This window comes from Pseudomonas sp. BN411, from assembly GCF_029871235.1.
Taxonomy (GTDB): domain Bacteria; phylum Pseudomonadota; class Gammaproteobacteria; order Pseudomonadales; family Pseudomonadaceae; genus Metapseudomonas.
Genome location: NZ_SSOM01000050.1, coordinates 71251 through 90734 on the forward strand (window position 1 = coordinate 71251; position 19484 = coordinate 90734).

Genomic DNA, 19484 nt, shown 5'->3' on the forward strand with positions numbered 1-19484 from the left:
TGTGCACCAAAAGTAGGCATGACGTCGCTTCATCTTTGTGCAAGACTCGCCGCCGATCTCGGACGCGTGTGCGCCCGCCGGACTGTTCCGCCCCACAAGGACGGGCCTTTCAGGCGGCCAAGGGTCGTTACCACGACCCGGCTTTTCGGCTACGCGGCTGACTCCTCGACAACTACAAGATGAGGTACCCCCCATGTCGGTTGCTGATCATCAGCCACAACATGAATCGCTGCACCGAGACCTCGGTGAGCGTCACATCCGCCTGATGGCCCTGGGCGCCTGCATTGGCGTCGGCCTGTTCCTCGGTTCGGCCAAGGCCATCCAGATGGCCGGCCCGGCCATCATGCTCTCCTACATCATCGGCGGACTCGCCATCCTGGTGATCATGCGCGCCCTCGGCGAGATGGCTGTGCATAACCCGGTGGCCGGCTCCTTCAGCCGCTACGCCCAGGACTACCTCGGCCCGCTGGCGGGCTTCCTCACCGGCTGGAACTACTGGTTCCTCTGGCTGGTGACCTGCGTGGCGGAAATCACCGCCGTAGCTATCTATATGGGCGTCTGGTTCCCCGAAGTGCCGCGCTGGATCTGGGCCCTGGCGGCGCTGATCAGCATGGGCGGCGTCAACCTGATCGCCGTGCGTGCCTTCGGTGAGTTCGAGTTCTGGTTCGCCCTGATCAAGATCGTCACCATCGTCGCGATGGTGGTGGCCGGCACCGGCATGATCGTCTTCGGCTTCGGCAATGACGGTATCGCCACCGGCATCTCCAACCTCTGGGAACACGGCGGCTTCATGCCCAATGGCGTGCAGGGCGTGCTGATGTCCCTGCAGATGGTGATGTTTGCCTACCTCGGCGTTGAGATGATCGGCCTGACCGCCGGCGAAGCGAAGAACCCACAGAAGACCATTCCCCAGGCCATCGGCTCGGTGTTCTGGCGCATCCTGCTGTTCTATGTCGGCGCGCTGTTCGTGATCCTCTCCATCTATCCGTGGAACGAGATCGGCTCCCAGGGCAGCCCCTTCGTGATGACCTTCGAAAGCCTCGGCATCAAGACTGCCGCCGGCATCATCAACTTCGTGGTGATCACCGCTGCGCTGTCGTCCTGCAACGGCGGCATCTTCAGCACCGGCCGCATGCTCTACAGCCTGGCCCAGCAAGGCCAGGCGCCGCGCGCCTTTGCCGTCACCTCCAACGGCGTGCCGCGCCGTGCGCTGCTGGTGTCCGGCGTCGCTCTGCTGCTGGGCGTGCTGGCCAACTACCTGGTGCCTGAGAAAGTGTTCGTCTGGGTGACCTCCATCGCCACCTTCGGCGCCATCTGGACCTGGGCGATGATCCTGCTGGCGCAGCTGAAGTTCCGCCGCAGCCTCACCCCGGCCGAGCAGGGCAAGCTGCAATACCGCATGTGGCTGTTCCCGCTGAGCTCCTACCTGGCCATGGCCTTCCTGGTGCTGGTGGTCGGCCTGATGGCCTACTTCCCCGACACCCGCGTTGCGCTTTACGTGGGCCCGGCCTTCCTGGCGCTGCTGGTGGTGCTGTACAAGGTCTTCAACCTGGCTCCGGCCAAGGCGATGGAACCGGTCGGCGACGCCGCCTGAGTCCTGCCTTCACGATGAACATCGGGCCCGCCACGTGCGGGCCCGATGCATTTCAGACGCCTGGATTGTCTATGAAGCGACTAGGCTGAAACCATCGTTCTTCAAAAAAGGGAGGTCACCGCCATGGCCGGTTCCGCTGCCATTCCCTGTCTTCGTTACCGCGATGCGCCCGCGGCCATTACCTGGCTGTGCAACACCTTCGGCTTCGTCGAGCACCTGGTGGTGACCGAGAAGGACGGCAGCATCGCTCACGCCCAGCTCAGTCTTGGCACCGGCATGATCATGCTCGGCTCGGTGCGGAATAACGACTATGGCCAACTGCTGCGCCAGCCCGACGAGAACGGCGGGCTCGGCACTCAGGGCATCTACCTGGTGGTGGCCGATGTCGACGCCGTGCACGCCCGCGCCCTGGCCGCTGGCGCCACCGTCGTCCTGCCGCTGAAGGACGAGGAATATGGCGGGCGCGGATTCACCTGCCGTGACCCGGAAGGCCACCTGTGGAGCATCGGCTCCTACGACCCCTGGGCTTGAGCCGTTCGGCCCATTGCCGGAATATCGCGCTCCAGCTGCCGGCAATCCCGACTCAACGGACTTTCCGAGGAATACGCCATGCAAAGCATCACCTTCCCCGATGGCACCCGCGTGCCCGCCATCGGCCAGGGCACCTGGCACATGGGCGAGCAGCCCAGTGAGCGCAAGCGCGAAGTCGCGGCGCTCCGCCAGGGGCTGGAGCTGGGCCTGACCCTGATCGATACCGCCGAGATGTACGCCGAAGGCGGCGCTGAGGAAGTGGTGGGGGACGCCATCGCCGGCTTGCGCGAGCAGGTTTTTCTGGTCAGCAAGGTCTACCCCTGGAACGCCAGCCGCAAGGGCACCGCCCTGGCCTGCGAACGCAGTCTCAAGCGCCTGGGTACCGACCATCTCGACCTCTACCTGCTGCACTGGCGCGGTGAGCATCCGCTGGAAGAAACGGTGGAAGCCTTCGAGCGCCTGCGCGAACAGGGCAAGATCGCCCGCTGGGGCGTGTCCAACCTCGACCTCGACGACCTGCACGAACTGCCCGCCGGATGTGCCGCCAACCAGGTGCTCTACAACCCCGAGGCGCGAGGCATCGAGTTCGACCTGCTGCCCTTCCAGCAGCAACAGGGCATACCGCTGATGGCCTACTGCCCGGTGGGGCAGGGCGGCAGCCTGCTGCGTAACGAAGCAATCCGGGAAGTCGCCCGCCGTCACCAGGCGAGCTCGGCCCAGGTGGCCCTGGCTTGGGCCCTGCGCCAGCAGGGGGTGATCGTCATTCCCAAGGCGGTCGACCCGCTGCACCTGAAGCAGAACGCAGAGGCCCACAAGCTCCAGCTCAGCGCCGACGACCTTGCCCTGATCGACCACAGCTTCCCGCCGCCACGGCGCAAGCGTCCGCTGGGAATGGTCTGAGCCTGTAGGAGCGAGCTTGCTCGCGAAAGGGTCCGGATTCGCTAGCAAGCTAGCTCCTACACCGGCGCCACTCGGCGGCAAAGACCTCCCTGATGGCAAGATAATTCCTCGGACCAGATTCCTATTGTCCGACAGCTCTCATAGACTCTTGCCCACTTCTTTCCAGGGAATGGCCTTGATGAAACGCACGCTGTGGACGTTGTTGGGCTTGGTTGGGCTGGTCGCTACCGCATGGGCGGAGGAGCAACCCGCGCAGGATCCTTTGCTCGACGTCCCCGCTGCGGCGACCGCTTCCGGCAGCGAAGCCCGAGGCGTGCTGCGTGCGCGCAACCAGGCGGTGCTGGCCAGCGAACTGGCCGGGCGTATCGTCGAAATGCCCTATGCCGAAGGCCAGGCGTTCAAGAAGGGCGAGGTGCTGGTTCGCTTCGACTGCAGCGCCTACCAGGCCCAGCTCAACGCCGCCAATTCCGCCGTGCGTGCCGCCCGCGAAGAACTGAAGAACAAGCAGCAACTGGCCGCCTTGAACTCGGTGGGCCGCTTTGAAGTGGCCCTGGCCGAGGCGCGCCAGGCGCAGTCCCAGGCCGAAGCGCAGGTCTACCAGGTGCAGGTACAGCGCTGCCAGGTGAAGGCCCCCTTCGACGGGCAGGTGGTGGCGCGCAAGGTGCAGCCCCATGAGAGCGTCGCCAGTGGCGCGCCGCTGCTGGATGTGGTGGACAACCGCACCCTGGAGATCCACCTGCTGGTGCCCTCGCGCTGGCTGAGCCGGCTCAAGCCCGAGCAGGCCTTCGAATTCGTTCCCGATGAAACCGGCAAGCCGCTGCATGCGGTGATCAAGCGCCTGGGCGCGCGGATCGACGAGGGCAGCCAGACCCTGCTGCTGATTGGCGGTCTGCCGGCCGATGCCGACGGCCTGCTGGCTGGCATGAGCGGCACCGCGCATTTCCCGGAGACGCCATGAACGCAGCCACGCCTGGTGCGGCCGAGCGGGTTTTCGCGCTCTTCCTCGGGCTGGAGAAGCAGGCGCGCCAAGCGGCCAGTACCGAGCAGCTGGCCTTCGCCATGGTCAATGACGGCCAGGCGCTGTTCGGCTTCCGCCACGCGGCGCTGCTGATCGCCGGCAAGGTGCAGGCACTGACCGGCGTCAGCGTGGTGGAGCCCAACGCCCCCTTCGTGGCCTTCGTCGAGCGAGCCGCAGGACGATTGCTTGGCCAGGGGGCGCTGGACCAGACCGGCAACGTTGATGCCGCGCTGCTCGACGAACAGTCCCGCGCCGACTGGCAGGCCCTGTCTGCCCCCCAGGCCTGCTGGGTGCCCTTGAAGGACCGCCATGGCGACGCCTTCGGTGGACTCTGGCTGGCGCGTGAACACCCGTTCAACGAGGCCGAGCTGACCCTGCTGACCCAGCTCGGCGATACCTATGCCCACGCCTGGCTGGCCTTGCAGCCTCGCAAGCCCTGGCGCCTGCGCTGGCCAAAGAAGAAGCTGCTGGCTATCGCCGGAGGCCTGTGCCTGTTGCTCCTGATTCCGGTACGCCAGTCGGTGCTGGCGCCGGCCGAAGTGGTGCCGCAGGGCGGCCGGGTCGTGGCTGCGCCGCTGGACGGGGTGATTGCCGAATTCCTGGTCAAACCCAACCAGAATGTGGCTGCCGGTGACCTGCTGGTGCGCTTCGACGCCACCAGCCTGAAGGCCCAGGCGGACGTTGCCGAGCGCGCCCTGGGCGTTGCCGAGGCCGAACTCAAGGCCAACACCCAGCGCGCTTTCGCCGATGCCGAATCCAGTTCGCGCATCGACCTGCTGGCCGCGCGGGTGGAGCAGAAACGCGCAGAGCGTGACTACGCCCGTGAACTCCTGGCCCGCAGCGAAGTGCGCGCCGAGCGTGCCGGCATCGCGGTGTTCGCCGATGCCGAGCGCCTCACCGGCAAGCCGGTACAGACCGGTGAGCGACTGATGCAGATCGCCGACCCCGCCCAGGCCGAATTGCGCATCGAGCTGCCGGTGGGGGATGCCATCGCCCTGCAACCCGGTGCCGAGGTGGCACTGTTCCTCGACAGCGACCCGCTCAATCGTCATGCCGCGCGCCTCGAACGTGCGGCCTACGAAGCCCAGGGCACGGCAGCCGGGCAATTGGCCTATCGCCTCGACGCGGCCTTCCTCGAAGCGCCGCCGCGCATTGGCCTGCGTGGTACCGCCAAGCTGTTCGGTGAGCGCGCCCCCCTGGCCTATTACCTGCTGCGCCGGCCTCTGGCCGCCGCACGCCAGAGCCTGGGCTTCTGATGCTGCCGGCGCTGCGTCCCGACCTGCAGTTGTCACCGGCCGCGCCTGGCTTGGACGGCGCTCCCCAGTGGACCCTGGCCGACCCCTTGCGCGGTCGCTACTTCAAACTGGGCGCCGCCGCCGTGCGCCTGCTGCGCCACTGGGCACTGAGCGATCCGCAGCGGGTACTGGAGGCCGCCAACGCCGAGCCGGGCCTGCCCCTGGGCGGTGCTGAACTGGACGAAATGCTGCGCTTTCTTCGCGGGCATGACCTGATCACCGCGTCGGACGAGGATCAGCGCGCCAGCTACGCGATAAAGGCCGGCGCCCAGCACCAGAGCCTGGGCAAGCGCGTGCTGCATCAATACCTGTTCTTCCGCATTCCGCTGTGGCGCCCGGACGCCTTCCTCAATCGCGCCTGGCCGGTGCTGGAGCGCAACGGCCCGTGGATGCTGCGCAGGGGGCTGCCGCTGGTGTTCGCCCTCGGGCTGTTCCTGGTGGCGCGCGACTGGCAGCGCTTCATCGCCACCTTCCCGCACCTGTTCAGCCTCGGTGGGGCGGTGGCCTTTGGCGTGGCCCTGACCTTTGCCAAGCTCTGCCACGAATTCGGCCATGCCTTCATGGCCAAGCGCGCTGGCTGCCGGGTGCAGAGCATGGGCCTGGCCTTCATGGTCCTGCTGCCGATGTTCTACACCGATGTCAGCGACGCCTGGCGGGTCAATGACAGGCGCTCACGATTGCTGATCGGCGCCGGTGGTGTGCTCGCCGAACTGGTACTGGCGGTGTTGGCGTTGCTGGCCTGGTCGCTGCTGCCGGACGGCCCGTTGCGCACCTCGGCCTTCATGCTGGCCAGCGCCACCTGGATCACCACGCTGCTGATCAACCTCAACCCCTTCATGCGTTTCGACGGCTACTTCCTGCTCACCGATCTCTGGGGTGTGGATAACCTGCAGACGCGGGCCTTCGCCCTGTGCCGCTGGCGTCTGCGCGAAGCGCTGTTCGGCTACGGCGAGCCGGTTCCGGAACCCTGGTCGCCGGCCATGGCCAGGCGCCTGCTGATCTGGGGCTACGGCTCCTGGCTGTGGCGCGCGGTGTTGTTCTTCGGTATCGCCCTGGCGGTGTATCACCTGTTCTTCAAGGTGCTGGGCATCTTCCTGATGCTGGTGGAGCTGGTCTGGTTCATCGGCCTGCCGATCTGGAAGGAGCTGCTGGAGTGGTGGCAGCGCCGCGATCAGGCGAACCCGCGCAAGGTACTGCTGACCGGCAGTGGACTGCTGGCGCTGCTGGCCCTGCTGGTGCTGCCGTGGCGCAGTTCGGTCGAGGTCCCCGCGTTACTCGAAGCCTCCCGTGCCACGGCCCTGCATGCGCCTGTGGCGGCACGGCTGAAAGCGTTGCAGGTGAAGGATGGTCAGGCGGTGGAGCAGGGCACGCTGCTGCTGGAACTGGAATCCCCTGACCTGGATTCGCGCCAGTCCATCGTTCGCCGCGAGATCGAAATCCTCCAACTGCAGCTGCGCCGCCAGGCCGGGCGCAGTGAAACCGCCGCCGACGCCGGCATCCTCGAACAGCGACTGGCCGAGGCCGTGGCCGAGTACCGCGGCCTGGCTGCCCAGCGCGAACGCCTGCAACTGCGTGCACCCCAGGCTGGCGTCGTGCGTGACCTGCTGCCCGATCTCACGGTTGGGCGTTGGCTAAGCCCGCAGGAGGCCTTGGCGCGAGTGGTGGAACCCGGCCAGCGACTGCGCGGCTACCTGGCCGAAGAATATCTCTGGCGCGTGCAGCCTGGGGCGGAGGGCCGCTTCATCGCCGACGACCCGGCGCGCCCCGCGATTCCGGTACGGCTGGACGAGGTGGATGCCACCGGCGTCGCCTATCTGGAGCTGGAAGCGCTCAGCTCCGATAACCACGGCCCCATCGCCGTGCGCCGCGATGCCCAGCACCGCGCCGAGCCGGTGCAGGCCCAGTACGGCGTGCGCCTGAGCCTGCTGGACGACGCCATCCACCCGGCCCAGCCGCTACGCGGCGTGGTGGTGCTGGAGGGACAAGGGCAGTCGGTCCTCGGTTTCGCCTGGCGCCGGCTGGCGGCGCTGGGGGTGAGGGAAAGCGGTTTCTGAACAACAGCCGGAAACGAGGACGATTCAATGCCGATGCCGCCACTACCCATCTGTTCGCGCCTGCCTCTGTCATTCGCGTTGGCGCCCATGCTGGAAGCCCTGGGACGAATCGACGAGGCTGCGTGGCAACGCCACTTCAATACCGGCTATTACGAGGGTGACTGGAGCGGAGTCGCCCTGATCGCCCCAGACGATGCGCCATTGCCGCTGGCTCCCGGGCAGGGCGCGCCGGTTCGCAGTGGCTGGTGGCAGCGAGAGGCTGCCTGGAACGATCTGCTGGATGCCTTCCATACCACCGTGCGCAGTGCGCGCCTGCTGCGCCTGGGGCCGGGCTCGCGCATCCACGAGCACTGTGACCCTGACCTCGGCAAGCCCGGCAGCGACCTGCGCCTGCATGTGCCGCTGCTGAGTCCGGAAGGCGTGGAGTTCCTCGTCGATGGCCTGCAAGTGCCCATGCAGCCGGGGCAATGCTGGTTCCTCGATCTGTCCCGCCCGCATCGTGTGGATAACCCCGGGCCGGGCGAGCGCATTCACCTGGTGCTGGATTGCCAGCCCAACGATTGGCTGCTTGGGCTCATCGAACAGGGACTGCCCGACACACTCGCGCTGCGGCCGGGGAGGGCGGAGCAGGCCTTCGCACGCTTCCGCGAACTGGTGGAGCGGGATGCGCAGCTGGCCCGGAGCCTGCGCGCACTGACCGACGTGGGTGAATTTCAGCGTGCGGCAGTCGCCTTGGGCGCCGAGCACGACCTGTATTTTTCTGAAGCGGAAGTCCTGACCGCGATGCGCCAGGGCAAGCGGGCATGGAACGATCAATGGCGAGCATGAACCCGGAAGATTTCAGCGGCTGGCTGCCCATCCGAACCTGGCAGCACGAGGGCGAGTGGCGGGTGGACTGGTGCTGGTTTGGCGAGCAGCGGTTGACCCGACCCTTCTTTCGCGACGACGTGGACCAGGCCCTGCGCCTGCCCTTCAACCAGGCGTTTCGGCGCGAGACCAGCCTCCAGGCGCTGCTGGACTGGCAGGCCGCAAGCCCCGGCCTGGCGCCAGATGCGTTCGTCTTTCATGCCTCCCGCTGCGGTTCTACGCTGATCGCGCAGATGCTGGCCTGCCTGGACAGCCATGTGGTCCTGTCCGAGCCTCCGCCTCTGGACAGCCTGCTGCGTGGCCACTACCAGGACGGACTCGCCGGTTGTGCCCAGGAGGCTGCCGTTGTCGCGATGCTTTCGGCATTGGGTCAGGCCCCATCGCCTTCGGCGCGGCACCTGGTGGTCAAACTGGATGCCTGGAACCTGTTCGAATTACCCATCCTGCGGCGCTGCTTCCCGGAGACACCCTGGGTGTTCCTCTATCGCGATCCCCTGGAGATCGCCGCGTCGCACCTGCGGATGCCCGGCATGCACATGATTCCCGGACAGCTTGGGGTTTCACCGCTGAACGAGGCGGGGGAAGCCACGGTGCCACGCGAGGACTACATTGTCCGGCGGCTGGGCCGCCTGCTGGAGCAGGCGGCCGTGATGTGCCGGGAATACGGCGGGCTGGCGCTCAATTACAGCGAGCTGCCCCACGCTGTGGTGGGCCGGCTGCGCGAGCGGTTGCGGCTGGCGCCCGATCAGCTGGAGGTGGTCATGGCTGCCAGCCGGCAGAATGCCAAGCGGCCGGGTGAGACGTTCGCGGCGGACACGCAGCAGAAACGCAATTCGGCCCCGGCCGCCTTGCGCGATGCAGTGTCTCGCTGGGCGGAAGGTCCTTACCAGGCGCTGGAGGCGCTGCGCCTGGATCAGTCGCGCTGAACGGGGTCGCGGCGCATCTGCAGCTGCACCTCGTCCGCGCTTGCGGGCAGGGTGCGGAATCCCAGGCGTTGGTAAAGGCGAATAGCCGGGTTGTGCGCCATGACCGCCAGCTCCAGCGCTTTGCATTGCCGGTCTGCGCGGCGGATGAGATCCCCCAGCAGCCATTGGCCGTAGCCACGCCCCCGGTAATGGGCTGCCAGGCCGATTTCCAGTACGCGAATGGTGCTGGCGCCTTCATGAAGGGTAATGAGCCCGATCGGTGCGTCGTCCAGCAGCACCAGTTCCGTATGGGCTTCGGGATAGTGGCTGGCGAAGACGCGTTGCTGGAGCTGCCACTGCTGTTCGAGGAGGGCGGGGCAGGCGGCAATCATGGCCGGGTCCAGCCCGCGCAACTGGGCGAAGAGCTGACGCATCCAGGGCTCGTCGGCCGCATTGGCTACCCGCTTGGTCAGCATGTCAGCCGTCTTTATCTCGATCATGCGCTGCTGTAATTTCCTCTACCGCCCAGGCCCGTGCCTGAATTCCTAACGATCAGGGAGTGACCAGATGTTCATCGAAACCCAGGGCCTTACCGCAAAGATGTTCGCCTCTGAGGTTGGCCAGGTCTTCACCGCCGAGACGGTGCCCGAACCTGTGCAGTTGACCTTGCTGAGGCTGGTGGAAGGCAGTGCTCCCAACCCGGGATTCCGCACGCCGTTCTCGCTGATCTTCACCACGCCGATGAGCGTGCTCCTGCTGGAAGCGCAGTACCGCCTGAAGAGCGCCAGCGGGCGGGAGTACCTCTTGCACCTCAGCCCGATCGTTTCTCCCCTCGACGGTCAGCGCCACTACCAGGCCCAGTTCAACTAGGCCTGGCAGCGGGCAGCCCGGGTCAGTTGCGACTCGGGAACACTCCCTGGGTGCAGATGCACTGGGTCAGTGCCAGGAACGGCTGCACCACGCCAGTGGGCAGGTTCTGACCGCTGAGACCCAGCGTTACCTGGACGCTCGCCTGCACCGGCAGCTGGACGCTTCCCGGAGCCGGAGCGTAGATCTGCACGGTCACACCGGTACGGCCCGAGGCGCCCTGCGCCTGGGCCAGGGTGGCGTCTGCCGCAGGCTGCTCGGAGGCGGCCGCCGTGGTGGACGACTGCAGCACCACAGTCGCCTCGGCGGTGGCACCGTGGGTATGGGTGGGCAGGTTGAGCGTGGTCAGCGTGACGTTTTCCGAACCGGCCATCTGGCCGAGGGGCTGCTGGGCGCTTTGCCCGACCGGTACCCGTCCGTTGAGGTTGGGCAGGCCGAAGTTCTGGACGCCATTGCCGCCATAGGTGACGCCCAGCAGGGCGAACAGCGCCTGGTTCTGCTGGATCGACAACAACTGGCCGCTGCAGGTCATCCAGTTCCGTGGTGCGAAGTTGCCGGCGAAGGGCGCGATCACACCGAGGTAACTTTCGATATCCATTCGTGAGTCCTCGCGCCGTCAGTTGCGGGAGGGGAAGACCCCTTCCATGCAGATGATGTAGTTGATCACGGTGAACGGCTGCAGGATGGAGAGGGGCTGGTTACTGCCAGCAGCCTGGACGTTGACGGTGGCTGCGCTGGACAGGGGAAGGTTCACCGAGCCAGGGGCCGGGGCGTAGATCTTCACATCCACGGGCGTGCGGCCCGAGGCGCCGTTGGCGACGGCCAGTACGCTGTCCGCGGCTGGTGTTGCCGAAGTTGCCGCGGCGGTGCTGGCGGGCAGGGAGGCGGTGGCGGTCGCGGTAGCGACGTGGGTGTGGGCGGGCATCTGCGCGGTGGTCAGGGTGACCGACTCGGTGCCGGCCATCTCGCCCAGGGTGTACGGGGAGGTGCCGGGGGACTGGCCGGCGCCGACGGGCACGCGACCTTGCAGGTTCGGCAGGCAGAAGGTGGTCTGGCCGTTACCGCCGTAGACGGTGCCGAGGAGTGAGAACAGGGCGCTGTACTGAGCGATGGAGATCGTCTGCCCCTGGCAGAACGCCCAGCCACGGGGAGCGAAATTGGGGGCCCAACCGCTGATCGAGCCGAGATAGGACTGGTCACTCATGAGACTGATTCCTTCCTTGCGTGTGTGAGGCTTTATTGGAATAGGCAAGGAAGTACTGGCAATAGAATGGCACTTCCCTGCGCGCGGTGAACAATAGACGAAATTTCCTTTCGCCTCTTGTTCTTTAGCACAGGGAAACGTCGATTCTGTGACTCAAACGAAGTAAAGCGGGGCGCTTTAAGACTTCTTGGTCATTGATGGCAGGCTGATGGCTGAAAGCCATTTTCAGAGTAGGAAAAAGCAAATAACATCGTCGGACTAATCAGGCAGTGCAGAGTCACCGACAGGGAGCGCACAGCATGTTCTGGTCGAACAAGAATAAAGAATCCGGCCGCCCGTCCCAGGCCGAAGTCCGTTCTCCCCTGGCTCTGCCCCTCGAACCTCGCATGATGTTCGACGGCGCTGTCGCCGCTACCGTTGCTGATACCGCAGCGAGTCAGCCCACCGACACCCCTGATGCGCAGGACACCGCTGCAGCCGAGAGCTCGTCCCATGACGGCCTGGCCGCCACCCCCACTGGAGGCACCAGCGACCAGCGCCAGGAAGTGGTGTTCGTCGATAACGGCGTCAAGGATTACCAGCAACTGGTTGCGGCCATCAAGCCGGGCACCGAAGTGGTGGTGCTGGACAGCAGCAAGGATGGCCTGCAGCAGATCGCCGACTACCTGGACGGCCGCAGTGGCATCGATGCCATCCATATCATCAGCCATGGCTCGGAAGGGCAGGTGCTGCTCGGCACCTCGGTGCTGGACACGGGCAGCGTCCAGCAGCGTGCCGACGATCTGGCCGCCATCGGCGATTCGCTGAAGGCGGACGGCGATATCCTGATCTACGGCTGCGATGTGGCCAAAGGTTCCGGCCAGACTCTGATCCAGCAGATCGCCAGCCTCACAGCAGCCGATGTGGCGGCTTCCAGTGATGCAACGGGTGCCCTGAGCAAAGGCGGCGACTGGAATCTCGAAGCCCAGGTCGGCAGTCTTGATGCCGCTTCGCTCTGGCAGGACGCAGCGCCAGACTACGACTCTCTGCTGGCCACCGTAACGCTGAACGACGGCTGGTTGAACAACGGTATTGACGATTGGAGCTATTCGGACAACCAGGCCGCCGGTGACGTGCTGGGCACGCCTGATTCCATTTATCTGAACGTCGACACGAACGCGTTCAATTCGCCATCCGTCGAGTTCACCATCAATAGTGTCTCCGGCACGGCATTCAATCTCGACAGCATCACGGTGCGGCCACTTGCCGGCAACTTAGGCGACTACCAGTTTGAGATTTACCCGACCGGTAACTATGCCGCCAAGGTCGCCAGCGGCCTGATTTCGAATCAGCCCGATCAGACCATCGTCATCACCACCAACCTGCAGAACATCACCTCTTTCACAGTGCGGTTCCTGGACGTGATTCCGGGAGCTGATCCGGATGAGGGGAGTCCAGCCAACATGGACTTCCTCAGCTTCACGACTTCTCCCGCCAATGCCGCGCCGACCCTCGGCAACGTCAATGGCGACAGCGTGGCCTGGGCCGGCGTTGGTAGCGCCGTGACGTTGGACGCCGGCGCAAGTGCTACGTTGGCTGACGCGGAACTGGGCGCCCTCAACGGCGGCAACGGCAACTGGGCCGGCGCCAGCCTGATCCTGCAGCGCCTCAACAATGCGGTTTCCAGCGATGACTTCGGCTTCAATACCGCGGGCACGCTGTTCACGGTCAGCGGTAACAACCTGCAGTTCAATGGCAACACCTTCGCCACCTTCACCAACACTGGCGGTGTGCTGAACATCACCTTCACCAGTAGCAGCGCAATAGCCACCACCGCGCTGGTCAACGACGTGGCGCGACATATCACCTACCGCAGCGACACCCCGGCCGGCGATGCGACGGTGCGTTTCACCCTGAGCGACGGCACCTCCAGCGCCACGGCCAATACCACGGTCACCAGCGACACCATCTACATCACCAACACCACTGACACCGCCACGATCAACGCGGCTAACGGCGTGAGCATCAGCGAGGCGGTGGCCATTGCCGCTCAAGACGCCACGGGCAGCCAGACGCTGGTTTTCGGCAGCAATTTCAACGGCACCGTATCGTTGGCCGGTGACCTGGCCATCAACGAAAGTCTGACCCTCAACGCCGATTCTGCTTCGGGTCTGAACATCACCGGCAGCACCATTACCCTGGGTGGCGGCACCGCGCTGAGCTTTGTGAATGGGAGTGGCGACACCGCAACCGTTAGCAGCACCATCGCAGGGAGTGGCGCACTGGCCAAGTCTGGCGCTGGCACCTTGACGCTGGGGTCCACCAGCAATTCCGCCCTCTGGTCCGGGGCCGTGTCGGTGACGGGCGGAACGCTCACCGCCGACACCGGGACGCGTCTGTCGACCGGGAACCTGACACTGGATGGCGGCACCCTGGCCATGACTGTGACGGGCGCGGCGGGAACGCCCACCACCTTCACCAACGCCATCACCCTGGGCGCGGGCGGCGGCACCATCAGCGTCGCCGGTGGCGGCGGTGCCAACATCGCCAATTTCTCTGGCGTGATTTCCGGCAGCGGCAGCCTGACGAAGACGTCCCCGTCGATCCTGCAGCTCAGCGGCAACAACACCTACACCGGTGCCACCAACGTCACGGGCGGCACCCTGCTCGTCAGCCACGCCAATGCACTGGGTACCACTGCGGGCGGGACTACCGTCAGCGATGGCGCAACGGTGCGTATCGCCGGTGCCCTGACCGTTGCCGAAAGCTTCGTGGTGAGCGGTAGCGGCACCTCGGTATCCTCCGTCAATTACGGTGCCATTCACCTGGTCTCTGGCTCTTCGACCCTGAGTGGCAACGTCACCCTGGCGGGGGCTACCGACATCAGCGCCGCCTCCGGCAGCACGATGACCCTCAGCGGCGCCCTGAACGGGGCGTTCAGCCTGAACAAGACCGACGCCGGCACGCTGGTCCTGTCCAATAGCGGCAACGAGGCGGGGCTCACCGCCGGCACTTCCATCACCGCTGGTACGCTGTCGATCGCCAACGACGATTACCTGAGTTCCGGCACCATCACGCTGAACGGCGGCACCCTGGCCATCACCGGCGCCACCACGGTCGACAACGCCATTGCGCTGGCGTCCGCTGCGGCCATTTCCACCAGCGCCAATGCCACCGTCAGCGGCGTTCTCAGCGGCAGCGGCAGCCTGACCAAGACCGGCGCTAGCACGCTGACCCTGTCCGGCAGCAACACCCACAGCGGCGCCGTCAACCTCACGGGCGGCGGCCTGACCCTGAGCGGCGGCTCGGCGCTTGGCAACAGCAGTGCGGTGACGCAGTCGGGCAGCACCGTACTGACCATCGCCACTGCCGAGACCATCGGCTCCCTCGCAGGCACCGGCAGCGTGGTGCTCAACGCCGCGCTGACCGCTGGTGGCGACAACACCAGCACCAGCTATGCCGGTGTGATTTCGGGCTCGGGGTTCGGCATCACCAAGCAGGGCAGCGGCACGCTGACGCTGACCGGCAACAACAGCTACACCGGCGCCACCAACGTGTCGGCGGGCGGGCTGACGCTCAACCGCGTCGGCGGCGCGCTGGACGACAACACGTCGGTGGCGGTGGCGTCCGGCGCGACCCTGACCATCTCGGCCGACGAGACCATCGACGCCTTGTCCGGCGCCGGTACCGTGGCCCTCGGTAGCTCCGCGCTGACGGTCGGCATCAACGGCACCAGCAGCACCTTCTCCGGCGCCATCACCGGCTCCGGCACCCTGACGCTGGATGGCGGCGGCACCTTCACGTTGTCCGGCACCAACAGCGGACAGAGCTGGGGGATGCAGGTATTGAGCGGCGGCACGGTTTCCATCGCCGGCGACGCCAACCTGGGCAGCGGAACCGTGCAACTGAACGACGGCACGCTGTCGGTCACCAGCACCGGGACCATCGACAACGCGATCACGCTGGGCGCGAGCGCCGGCCGCGTCTCGGTGGATACCGGCCTGGCCCTCAGCCTGAGCGGCGCGATCGGCGGCGCTGGCGCCCTGACCAAGACCGGCAGCGGCACGCTGACCCTGTCGGGCGGCAACAACTACTCGGGCACCACCACCGTTTCCGCCGGTACCTTGTCGGTAAACGGCAGTACCGCCAGTGCGACCACGGTGGCCAGCGGCGCGACCCTGGCCGGTAGTGGCGTGCTGGGTGGCAATGTGACGGTCCAGAGCGGCGGCGTCCTGTCGCCGGGCAACAGCGCCGGCACCTTGACGGTGAACGGCGACCTGCAGATGAACGCGGGCAGTGTCCTGGCGGTCGAGATCAACGGCACCACGGCCGGTACCCAGTACGACCAGATTGTGGTCACCGGTACAGTGGACGTTTCCGGCGCCACCCTGGCCGTGACTCATGGCTACACACCGAACCTGGCCGACAGCTACGTCATCTTCGACAACACCGGAGGCAGCGGCATCACCGGCACCTTCTCCGGCCTCGCCGAAGGCGCCAGCCTGATCGCCGGCGGCAACAGCACCGAGCTGACCGCCAGCTACGTCGGCGGTACCGGCAACGATTTCACCCTGACGGCACCGACCAACACCCTGCCGGTGGTGACCGGTCTCGACGGCGACAGCACGCCCTATACCGCCGGCACCACGGTGGTGCTCGATGCCGGCGGCAACGCTGTGGTCAGCGACGCCGAAGACGACCTGGTGAACTGGAACGGCGGCAGCCTGGTGGTGCAGCGTTATACCGGCGGTAGCGCTGACCCGAGCGCCAACGACCTGTTCGGTTTCGACCTGAGCAATGCCAACTTCAGCGTCAATGGCAATGCCTCCAGCGGCGACCTGCAGTTCGCCGGTCTCACCTTCGCGACCTACAACTACGCCGGCGGCGTGCTGACCATCACCTTCACCGGCAGCAGCCTTCCGGCGTCCACCGCGCTGGTGCAGGACGTGGTACGCAACATCAGCTACAACAACGCCACGCCTTACGGTGACGCGAATATCCGTTTCGCGCTCACCGACAGCCTGGGCGGCACGGTCAACAGCGACGTCACGCTGACCTGCGACACCATCTACGTCGACCAGAGCAACGACGACGCTGGCGGCGACGCGGCGGACGGCTTCAGCCTGCGTGAAGCGCTGGCGCGCGGCGCGGCCCAGGGCGGCGCCGACACGATTCGCGTGGTACTGGCCGATAACAGCACCATCACCCTCGGCAGCGGCGTCACCGGCGGCGCGGGCGATACCCTCGACCTCGACGGCGCCAACGGCCTCGTCATCACCGGTAGCACGATCACGCTGGGCGGCGCCTTCACCCTCAACAACGGTCTGACCGACACCGCCACGATCGCCAGCACGCTGGCCGGCAGCGGCACGCTGACCAAGACCGGCGCCGGCACGCTGACGCTGACCAGCACCGGCAACGAGGCCGGCTACTCGGGCGCTATCGCACTCAACGGTGGCACCCTGGCGGTCGGCAACGACGACGCGCTCGGCAGTGGCGCGCTGCAGTTCGACGGCGGCACCTTCGACGTCACCTCCGGCGGCGTCACGGTCGACAACGCCATGGCCTTCGGCACTGGCGGCGGCACGCTCAATGCCAACGTCGACTGGACCGCCTCGGGCGTGTTCTCCGGCAATGGCACACTGAGCAAGACCGGCATCTTCGGCACCCTGACGCTGAGCGGCACCAGCGCGCACACCGGCACCACCACGCTGGGCGAGGGCATCCTGGCGGTCGGCAGCGACAGCAACCTCGGCAGCGGTCTGGTGAGCGTCTATGGCGGCACCTTCTCGGTCACCACCAACGGCCAGACCATCGACAACGCGTTCGACATCACCAGCCGCTCCGGCGCCATCGAACTCGGCTTCGGCATCGAGGCCACGCTGTCGGGCCTGATCACCGGCAGTGGCGACTTCTTCAAGAGCGGTAGCGGCACGCTTAACCTGACTAACCTCGGCAACAGCGCCAGCAACTGGACCTTCGGCCAGATCAACGGCAAGACGGTGGTCACCTCGGCCGGCCAGATCGGCGGCGGCATTCTCAAGCTCGCTGGCGGCACGCTGGCGATCAATGCCAATAGCACCTTCACGCTCAACCGCACGACCCAGGTGATCAGCACGGTCGCGCTCGACGCCACCGGCAGCGGCACCGGCGTGGTGATCAGCCTCGGCGGCGCGATGAGCGGCAGCGGCGCGTTCAGCCTCAATGCCGGCGACAGCCAGATCTACCTGAGCAACGCCAGCAGCCTGACCGGCCCGCTCACCCTGTCCTCAAGCGGCAGCACTGGCCTGGTGGCCGCGATCGGCACCGGCACCCTGGGCAGTGGCACGATCAACCTGACCGCAGGCTCCACGCTCGGCGTGGCCGGCAGCAGCCGTACCTTCAGCAACGACATCGTGCTGCTCGGTGATGCCACGCTGCGCACCGGCTCCCCGGCCACGGGCGCCGACAACATCACCTTCAGCGGCGTCATCAGCGAAAGCGGCGGCGCGCGCAACCTGACCGTGAACGGCTACTCGGTCGCCGGCAACCACACCGACGTGGTCCTGTCCGGCAACAACACCTACACCGGCACGACCACGCTGCTCGGCGGCACCCTGAAGGTGGCGTCCGACGCCAACCTCGGCGGCGGCGACCTGGTGCTTGCCGGCGGCACGCTGGCCATCGGCGGCGCTACCACCATCGACAACAACGTGAGCGTGTCGGGCGGGGCGACCATCCGGACCGATGCGGCGACCACCCTGTCCGGCGTGATTTCCGGCGGCGCCACGCTGACCAAGAGCGGCAGCGAGACCCTGACGCTGACTGGTACCGAGACCCACAGCGGCACCACCAATATTTCCGCCGGTACCCTGGTGGTCAACGGCAGCACGGCCGGCGCTACCACCGTGGGCAGCGGTGCCACCCTGGCCGGTATCGGAACGCTGGGCGGTGCTGTGACGGTGCAGAGCGGCGGTACGCTTGCTCCGGGAGGCAACGCAGCGGGCATCCTCACCATCAATGGCCCCCTCAGCATGGCGGCCGGAAGCACCCTGGCGCTGCAGATCAATGGCCTGATCGCGGGCTCGGGCCATGACCAGATCGTGGTGAACGGAACCGTGGACGTGAGCGGTGCCACCCTGGCCGTCACTCACGGCTACGCGCCGGGGGAGGGCGATACCTACACCATCATCGACAACGATCTCGCCGATGGCGTGACCGGCAACTTCAGTGGTCTCCCCGAAGACGGCATCCAGGCCTCTGCTGGCAACGGCACCGTGCTGACCGCCAGCTACATCGGCGGCACCGGCAACGACGTCACCCTGGCCGCACCCATCTTCCCGAGGGTGACCGGTGTGACGTCCAGCAACGGCAATGGCCAGTACGGTATCGGCGATGTCATCACCATCACGGTGACCTTCGACGCCAGTGTCAACGTGACCGGCACCCCCCAACTGCTGCTGGAGACCGGTGTCTCCGACCGGACCCTCGACTACGTTTCCGGTTCGGGCAGCAATACCCTGACCTTCAGCTACACGGTGCAGGCGGGTGACGTTGCGGCCGATCTCGACTATGCCTCCAGCGTGGCCCTGACCCTCAACGGCGGTACTATCAAGGGCGCTGCCAGCCAGGATGCCATCCTCACCCTGGCTGCCCCCGGCGCTGCCGGTTCCCTGGGGGCCAACAAGGCCCTGGTGGTCGATGGCATCCGGCCGTCCGCCAGCATCTCGCTCAGCGACAGCAACTTGAAGGCGGGCGAGACCAGCACCGTCACCATCACCTTCGACGAGGCGGTCACCGGCCTGACCACCGCCGATTTCACGGTGGCCAATGGTGTGCTGAGCAACCTCAGTTCCAGCGACGGCGGCATCACCTGGACCGCGACCCTGACCCCAACAGCCAACAGCGTGAGCGCGGGCAACCTGATCACCCTGGACGCCGCCGGCTACACCGACGCGGCGGGCAACACCGGGGCGAACGCCACCACCTCCAGCGCCTACGCCATCGACACTCAGCGTCCGACCGCCACCATCACGGTCGCGGACAGCGCGTTGGCGGCGGGTGAAACCACCACTGTCACCATCACCTTCAGCGAGACAGTCACCGGCCTGACCACCGCCGACTTCACCGTGGCCAATGGCACCCTGAGCAATCTCAGCTCCAGCGACGGCGGCATCACCTGGACGGCCACCCTGACGCCGACGGCGGGTACTACCAACACCGGCAATCTGATCACGCTGGACAACACCGGTGTGCAGGACGCGGCGGGCAACACCGGGCTGAACACCACC

General features: G+C 66.4%; 13 protein-coding genes. 10 read left to right on the top strand and 3 right to left on the bottom strand.

Features of this window, described 5'->3' with window-relative positions; translation table 11 throughout:
• Positions 1-193: 193 nt before the first annotated feature.
• The 8 genes from E8F06_RS07090 to E8F06_RS07125 all read left to right on the top strand — a co-directional run bounded on the left by E8F06_RS07090 (position 194) and on the right by E8F06_RS07125 (position 9185).
• Positions 194-1594 carry an amino acid permease gene (locus E8F06_RS07090; RefSeq protein ID WP_190832916.1) on the top strand — a complete coding sequence of 467 codons (1401 nt, stop codon included), beginning with the start codon at positions 194-196 and terminating at the stop codon, positions 1592-1594.
• 123 nt (positions 1595-1717) lie between these two features.
• Entirely contained in the window at positions 1718-2125 is a 408-nt protein-coding gene (locus E8F06_RS07095) for a VOC family protein (protein WP_280365612.1), read from the top strand.
• A 78-nt stretch (positions 2126-2203) separates the two neighbouring features.
• Positions 2204-3025, top strand: a complete 822-nt coding sequence (locus E8F06_RS07100) for an aldo/keto reductase (RefSeq protein WP_280365614.1) — start codon at positions 2204-2206, stop codon at positions 3023-3025.
• A 178-nt stretch (positions 3026-3203) separates the two neighbouring features.
• The gene (locus E8F06_RS07105; protein ID WP_280365617.1) at positions 3204-3983 is read left to right on the top strand and encodes an efflux RND transporter periplasmic adaptor subunit; all 780 of its coding nucleotides are present in this window, start codon (positions 3204-3206) and stop codon (positions 3981-3983) included.
• Positions 3980-5299, top strand: coding sequence for an HlyD family efflux transporter periplasmic adaptor subunit (locus E8F06_RS07110; RefSeq protein WP_280365619.1), 1320 nt, complete (start codon positions 3980-3982; stop codon positions 5297-5299). Before E8F06_RS07105 ends, E8F06_RS07110 begins: the two co-directional genes overlap by 4 nt.
• A complete protein-coding gene (locus tag E8F06_RS07115; RefSeq protein WP_280365642.1) occupies positions 5296-7392 on the top strand; it encodes an HlyD family efflux transporter periplasmic adaptor subunit in 2097 nt (698 codons plus the stop codon). Before E8F06_RS07110 ends, E8F06_RS07115 begins: the two co-directional genes overlap by 4 nt.
• Positions 7393-7419: 27 nt before the next feature.
• Entirely contained in the window at positions 7420-8220 is an 801-nt protein-coding gene (locus E8F06_RS07120; protein ID WP_280365621.1) for an aspartyl/asparaginyl beta-hydroxylase domain-containing protein, read from the top strand.
• Entirely contained in the window at positions 8208-9185 is a 978-nt protein-coding gene (locus E8F06_RS07125) for a sulfotransferase family protein (RefSeq protein WP_280365624.1), read from the top strand. Before E8F06_RS07120 ends, E8F06_RS07125 begins: the two co-directional genes overlap by 13 nt.
• Here E8F06_RS07125 and E8F06_RS07130 read toward each other — a convergent pair.
• Entirely contained in the window at positions 9173-9640 is a 468-nt protein-coding gene (locus tag E8F06_RS07130) for a GNAT family N-acetyltransferase (protein ID WP_280365626.1), read from the bottom strand. The two genes, E8F06_RS07125 and E8F06_RS07130, sit on opposite strands and share 13 nt — an antisense overlap.
• Positions 9641-9731: 91 nt before the next feature.
• Here E8F06_RS07130 and E8F06_RS07135 point away from each other — a divergent pair, with 91 nt between their 5' ends.
• Positions 9732-10034, top strand: a complete 303-nt coding sequence (locus E8F06_RS07135) for a hypothetical protein (RefSeq protein ID WP_280365628.1) — start codon at positions 9732-9734, stop codon at positions 10032-10034.
• A 22-nt stretch (positions 10035-10056) separates the two neighbouring features.
• On the opposite strand, the gene E8F06_RS07140 is transcribed toward E8F06_RS07135, so the two are convergent.
• The gene (locus E8F06_RS07140; protein ID WP_280365631.1) at positions 10057-10629 is read right to left on the bottom strand and encodes a tail fiber protein; all 573 of its coding nucleotides are present in this window, start codon (positions 10627-10629) and stop codon (positions 10057-10059) included.
• 18 nt (positions 10630-10647) lie between these two features.
• Positions 10648-11235 (bottom strand): tail fiber protein, encoded by a 588-nt coding sequence (locus E8F06_RS07145; RefSeq protein ID WP_280365633.1) that lies wholly within the window; start codon positions 11233-11235, stop codon positions 10648-10650.
• Between the two features lie 299 nt (positions 11236-11534).
• Here E8F06_RS07145 and E8F06_RS07150 point away from each other — a divergent pair.
• The coding region (locus E8F06_RS07150; protein ID WP_280365635.1) for an Ig-like domain-containing protein at positions 11535-19484 on the top strand (7950 nt) is incomplete at its 3' end.

What these genes read in the sequence shown, in the direction of transcription:
- E8F06_RS07125 (WP_280365624.1), top strand. Translation starts at nt 8,208, where the DNA reads ATGGCGAGCATGAACCCGGAAGATTTCAGCGGCTGGCTGCCCATCCGA.
- E8F06_RS07110 (WP_280365619.1), top strand. Translation starts at nt 3,980, where the DNA reads ATGAACGCAGCCACGCCTGGTGCGGCCGAGCGGGTTTTCGCGCTCTTC.
- E8F06_RS07145 (WP_280365633.1), bottom strand. Translation starts at nt 11,235, where the DNA reads ATGAGTGACCAGTCCTATCTCGGCTCGATCAGCGGTTGGGCCCCCAAT.
- E8F06_RS07100 (WP_280365614.1), top strand. Translation starts at nt 2,204, where the DNA reads ATGCAAAGCATCACCTTCCCCGATGGCACCCGCGTGCCCGCCATCGGC.
- E8F06_RS07090 (WP_190832916.1), top strand. Translation starts at nt 194, where the DNA reads ATGTCGGTTGCTGATCATCAGCCACAACATGAATCGCTGCACCGAGAC.
- E8F06_RS07120 (WP_280365621.1), top strand. Translation starts at nt 7,420, where the DNA reads ATGCCGATGCCGCCACTACCCATCTGTTCGCGCCTGCCTCTGTCATTC.
- E8F06_RS07105 (WP_280365617.1), top strand. Translation starts at nt 3,204, where the DNA reads ATGAAACGCACGCTGTGGACGTTGTTGGGCTTGGTTGGGCTGGTCGCT.
- E8F06_RS07135 (WP_280365628.1), top strand. Translation starts at nt 9,732, where the DNA reads ATGTTCATCGAAACCCAGGGCCTTACCGCAAAGATGTTCGCCTCTGAG.
- E8F06_RS07140 (WP_280365631.1), bottom strand. Translation starts at nt 10,629, where the DNA reads ATGGATATCGAAAGTTACCTCGGTGTGATCGCGCCCTTCGCCGGCAAC.
- E8F06_RS07130 (WP_280365626.1), bottom strand. Translation starts at nt 9,640, where the DNA reads ATGCTGACCAAGCGGGTAGCCAATGCGGCCGACGAGCCCTGGATGCGT.
- E8F06_RS07095 (WP_280365612.1), top strand. Translation starts at nt 1,718, where the DNA reads ATGGCCGGTTCCGCTGCCATTCCCTGTCTTCGTTACCGCGATGCGCCC.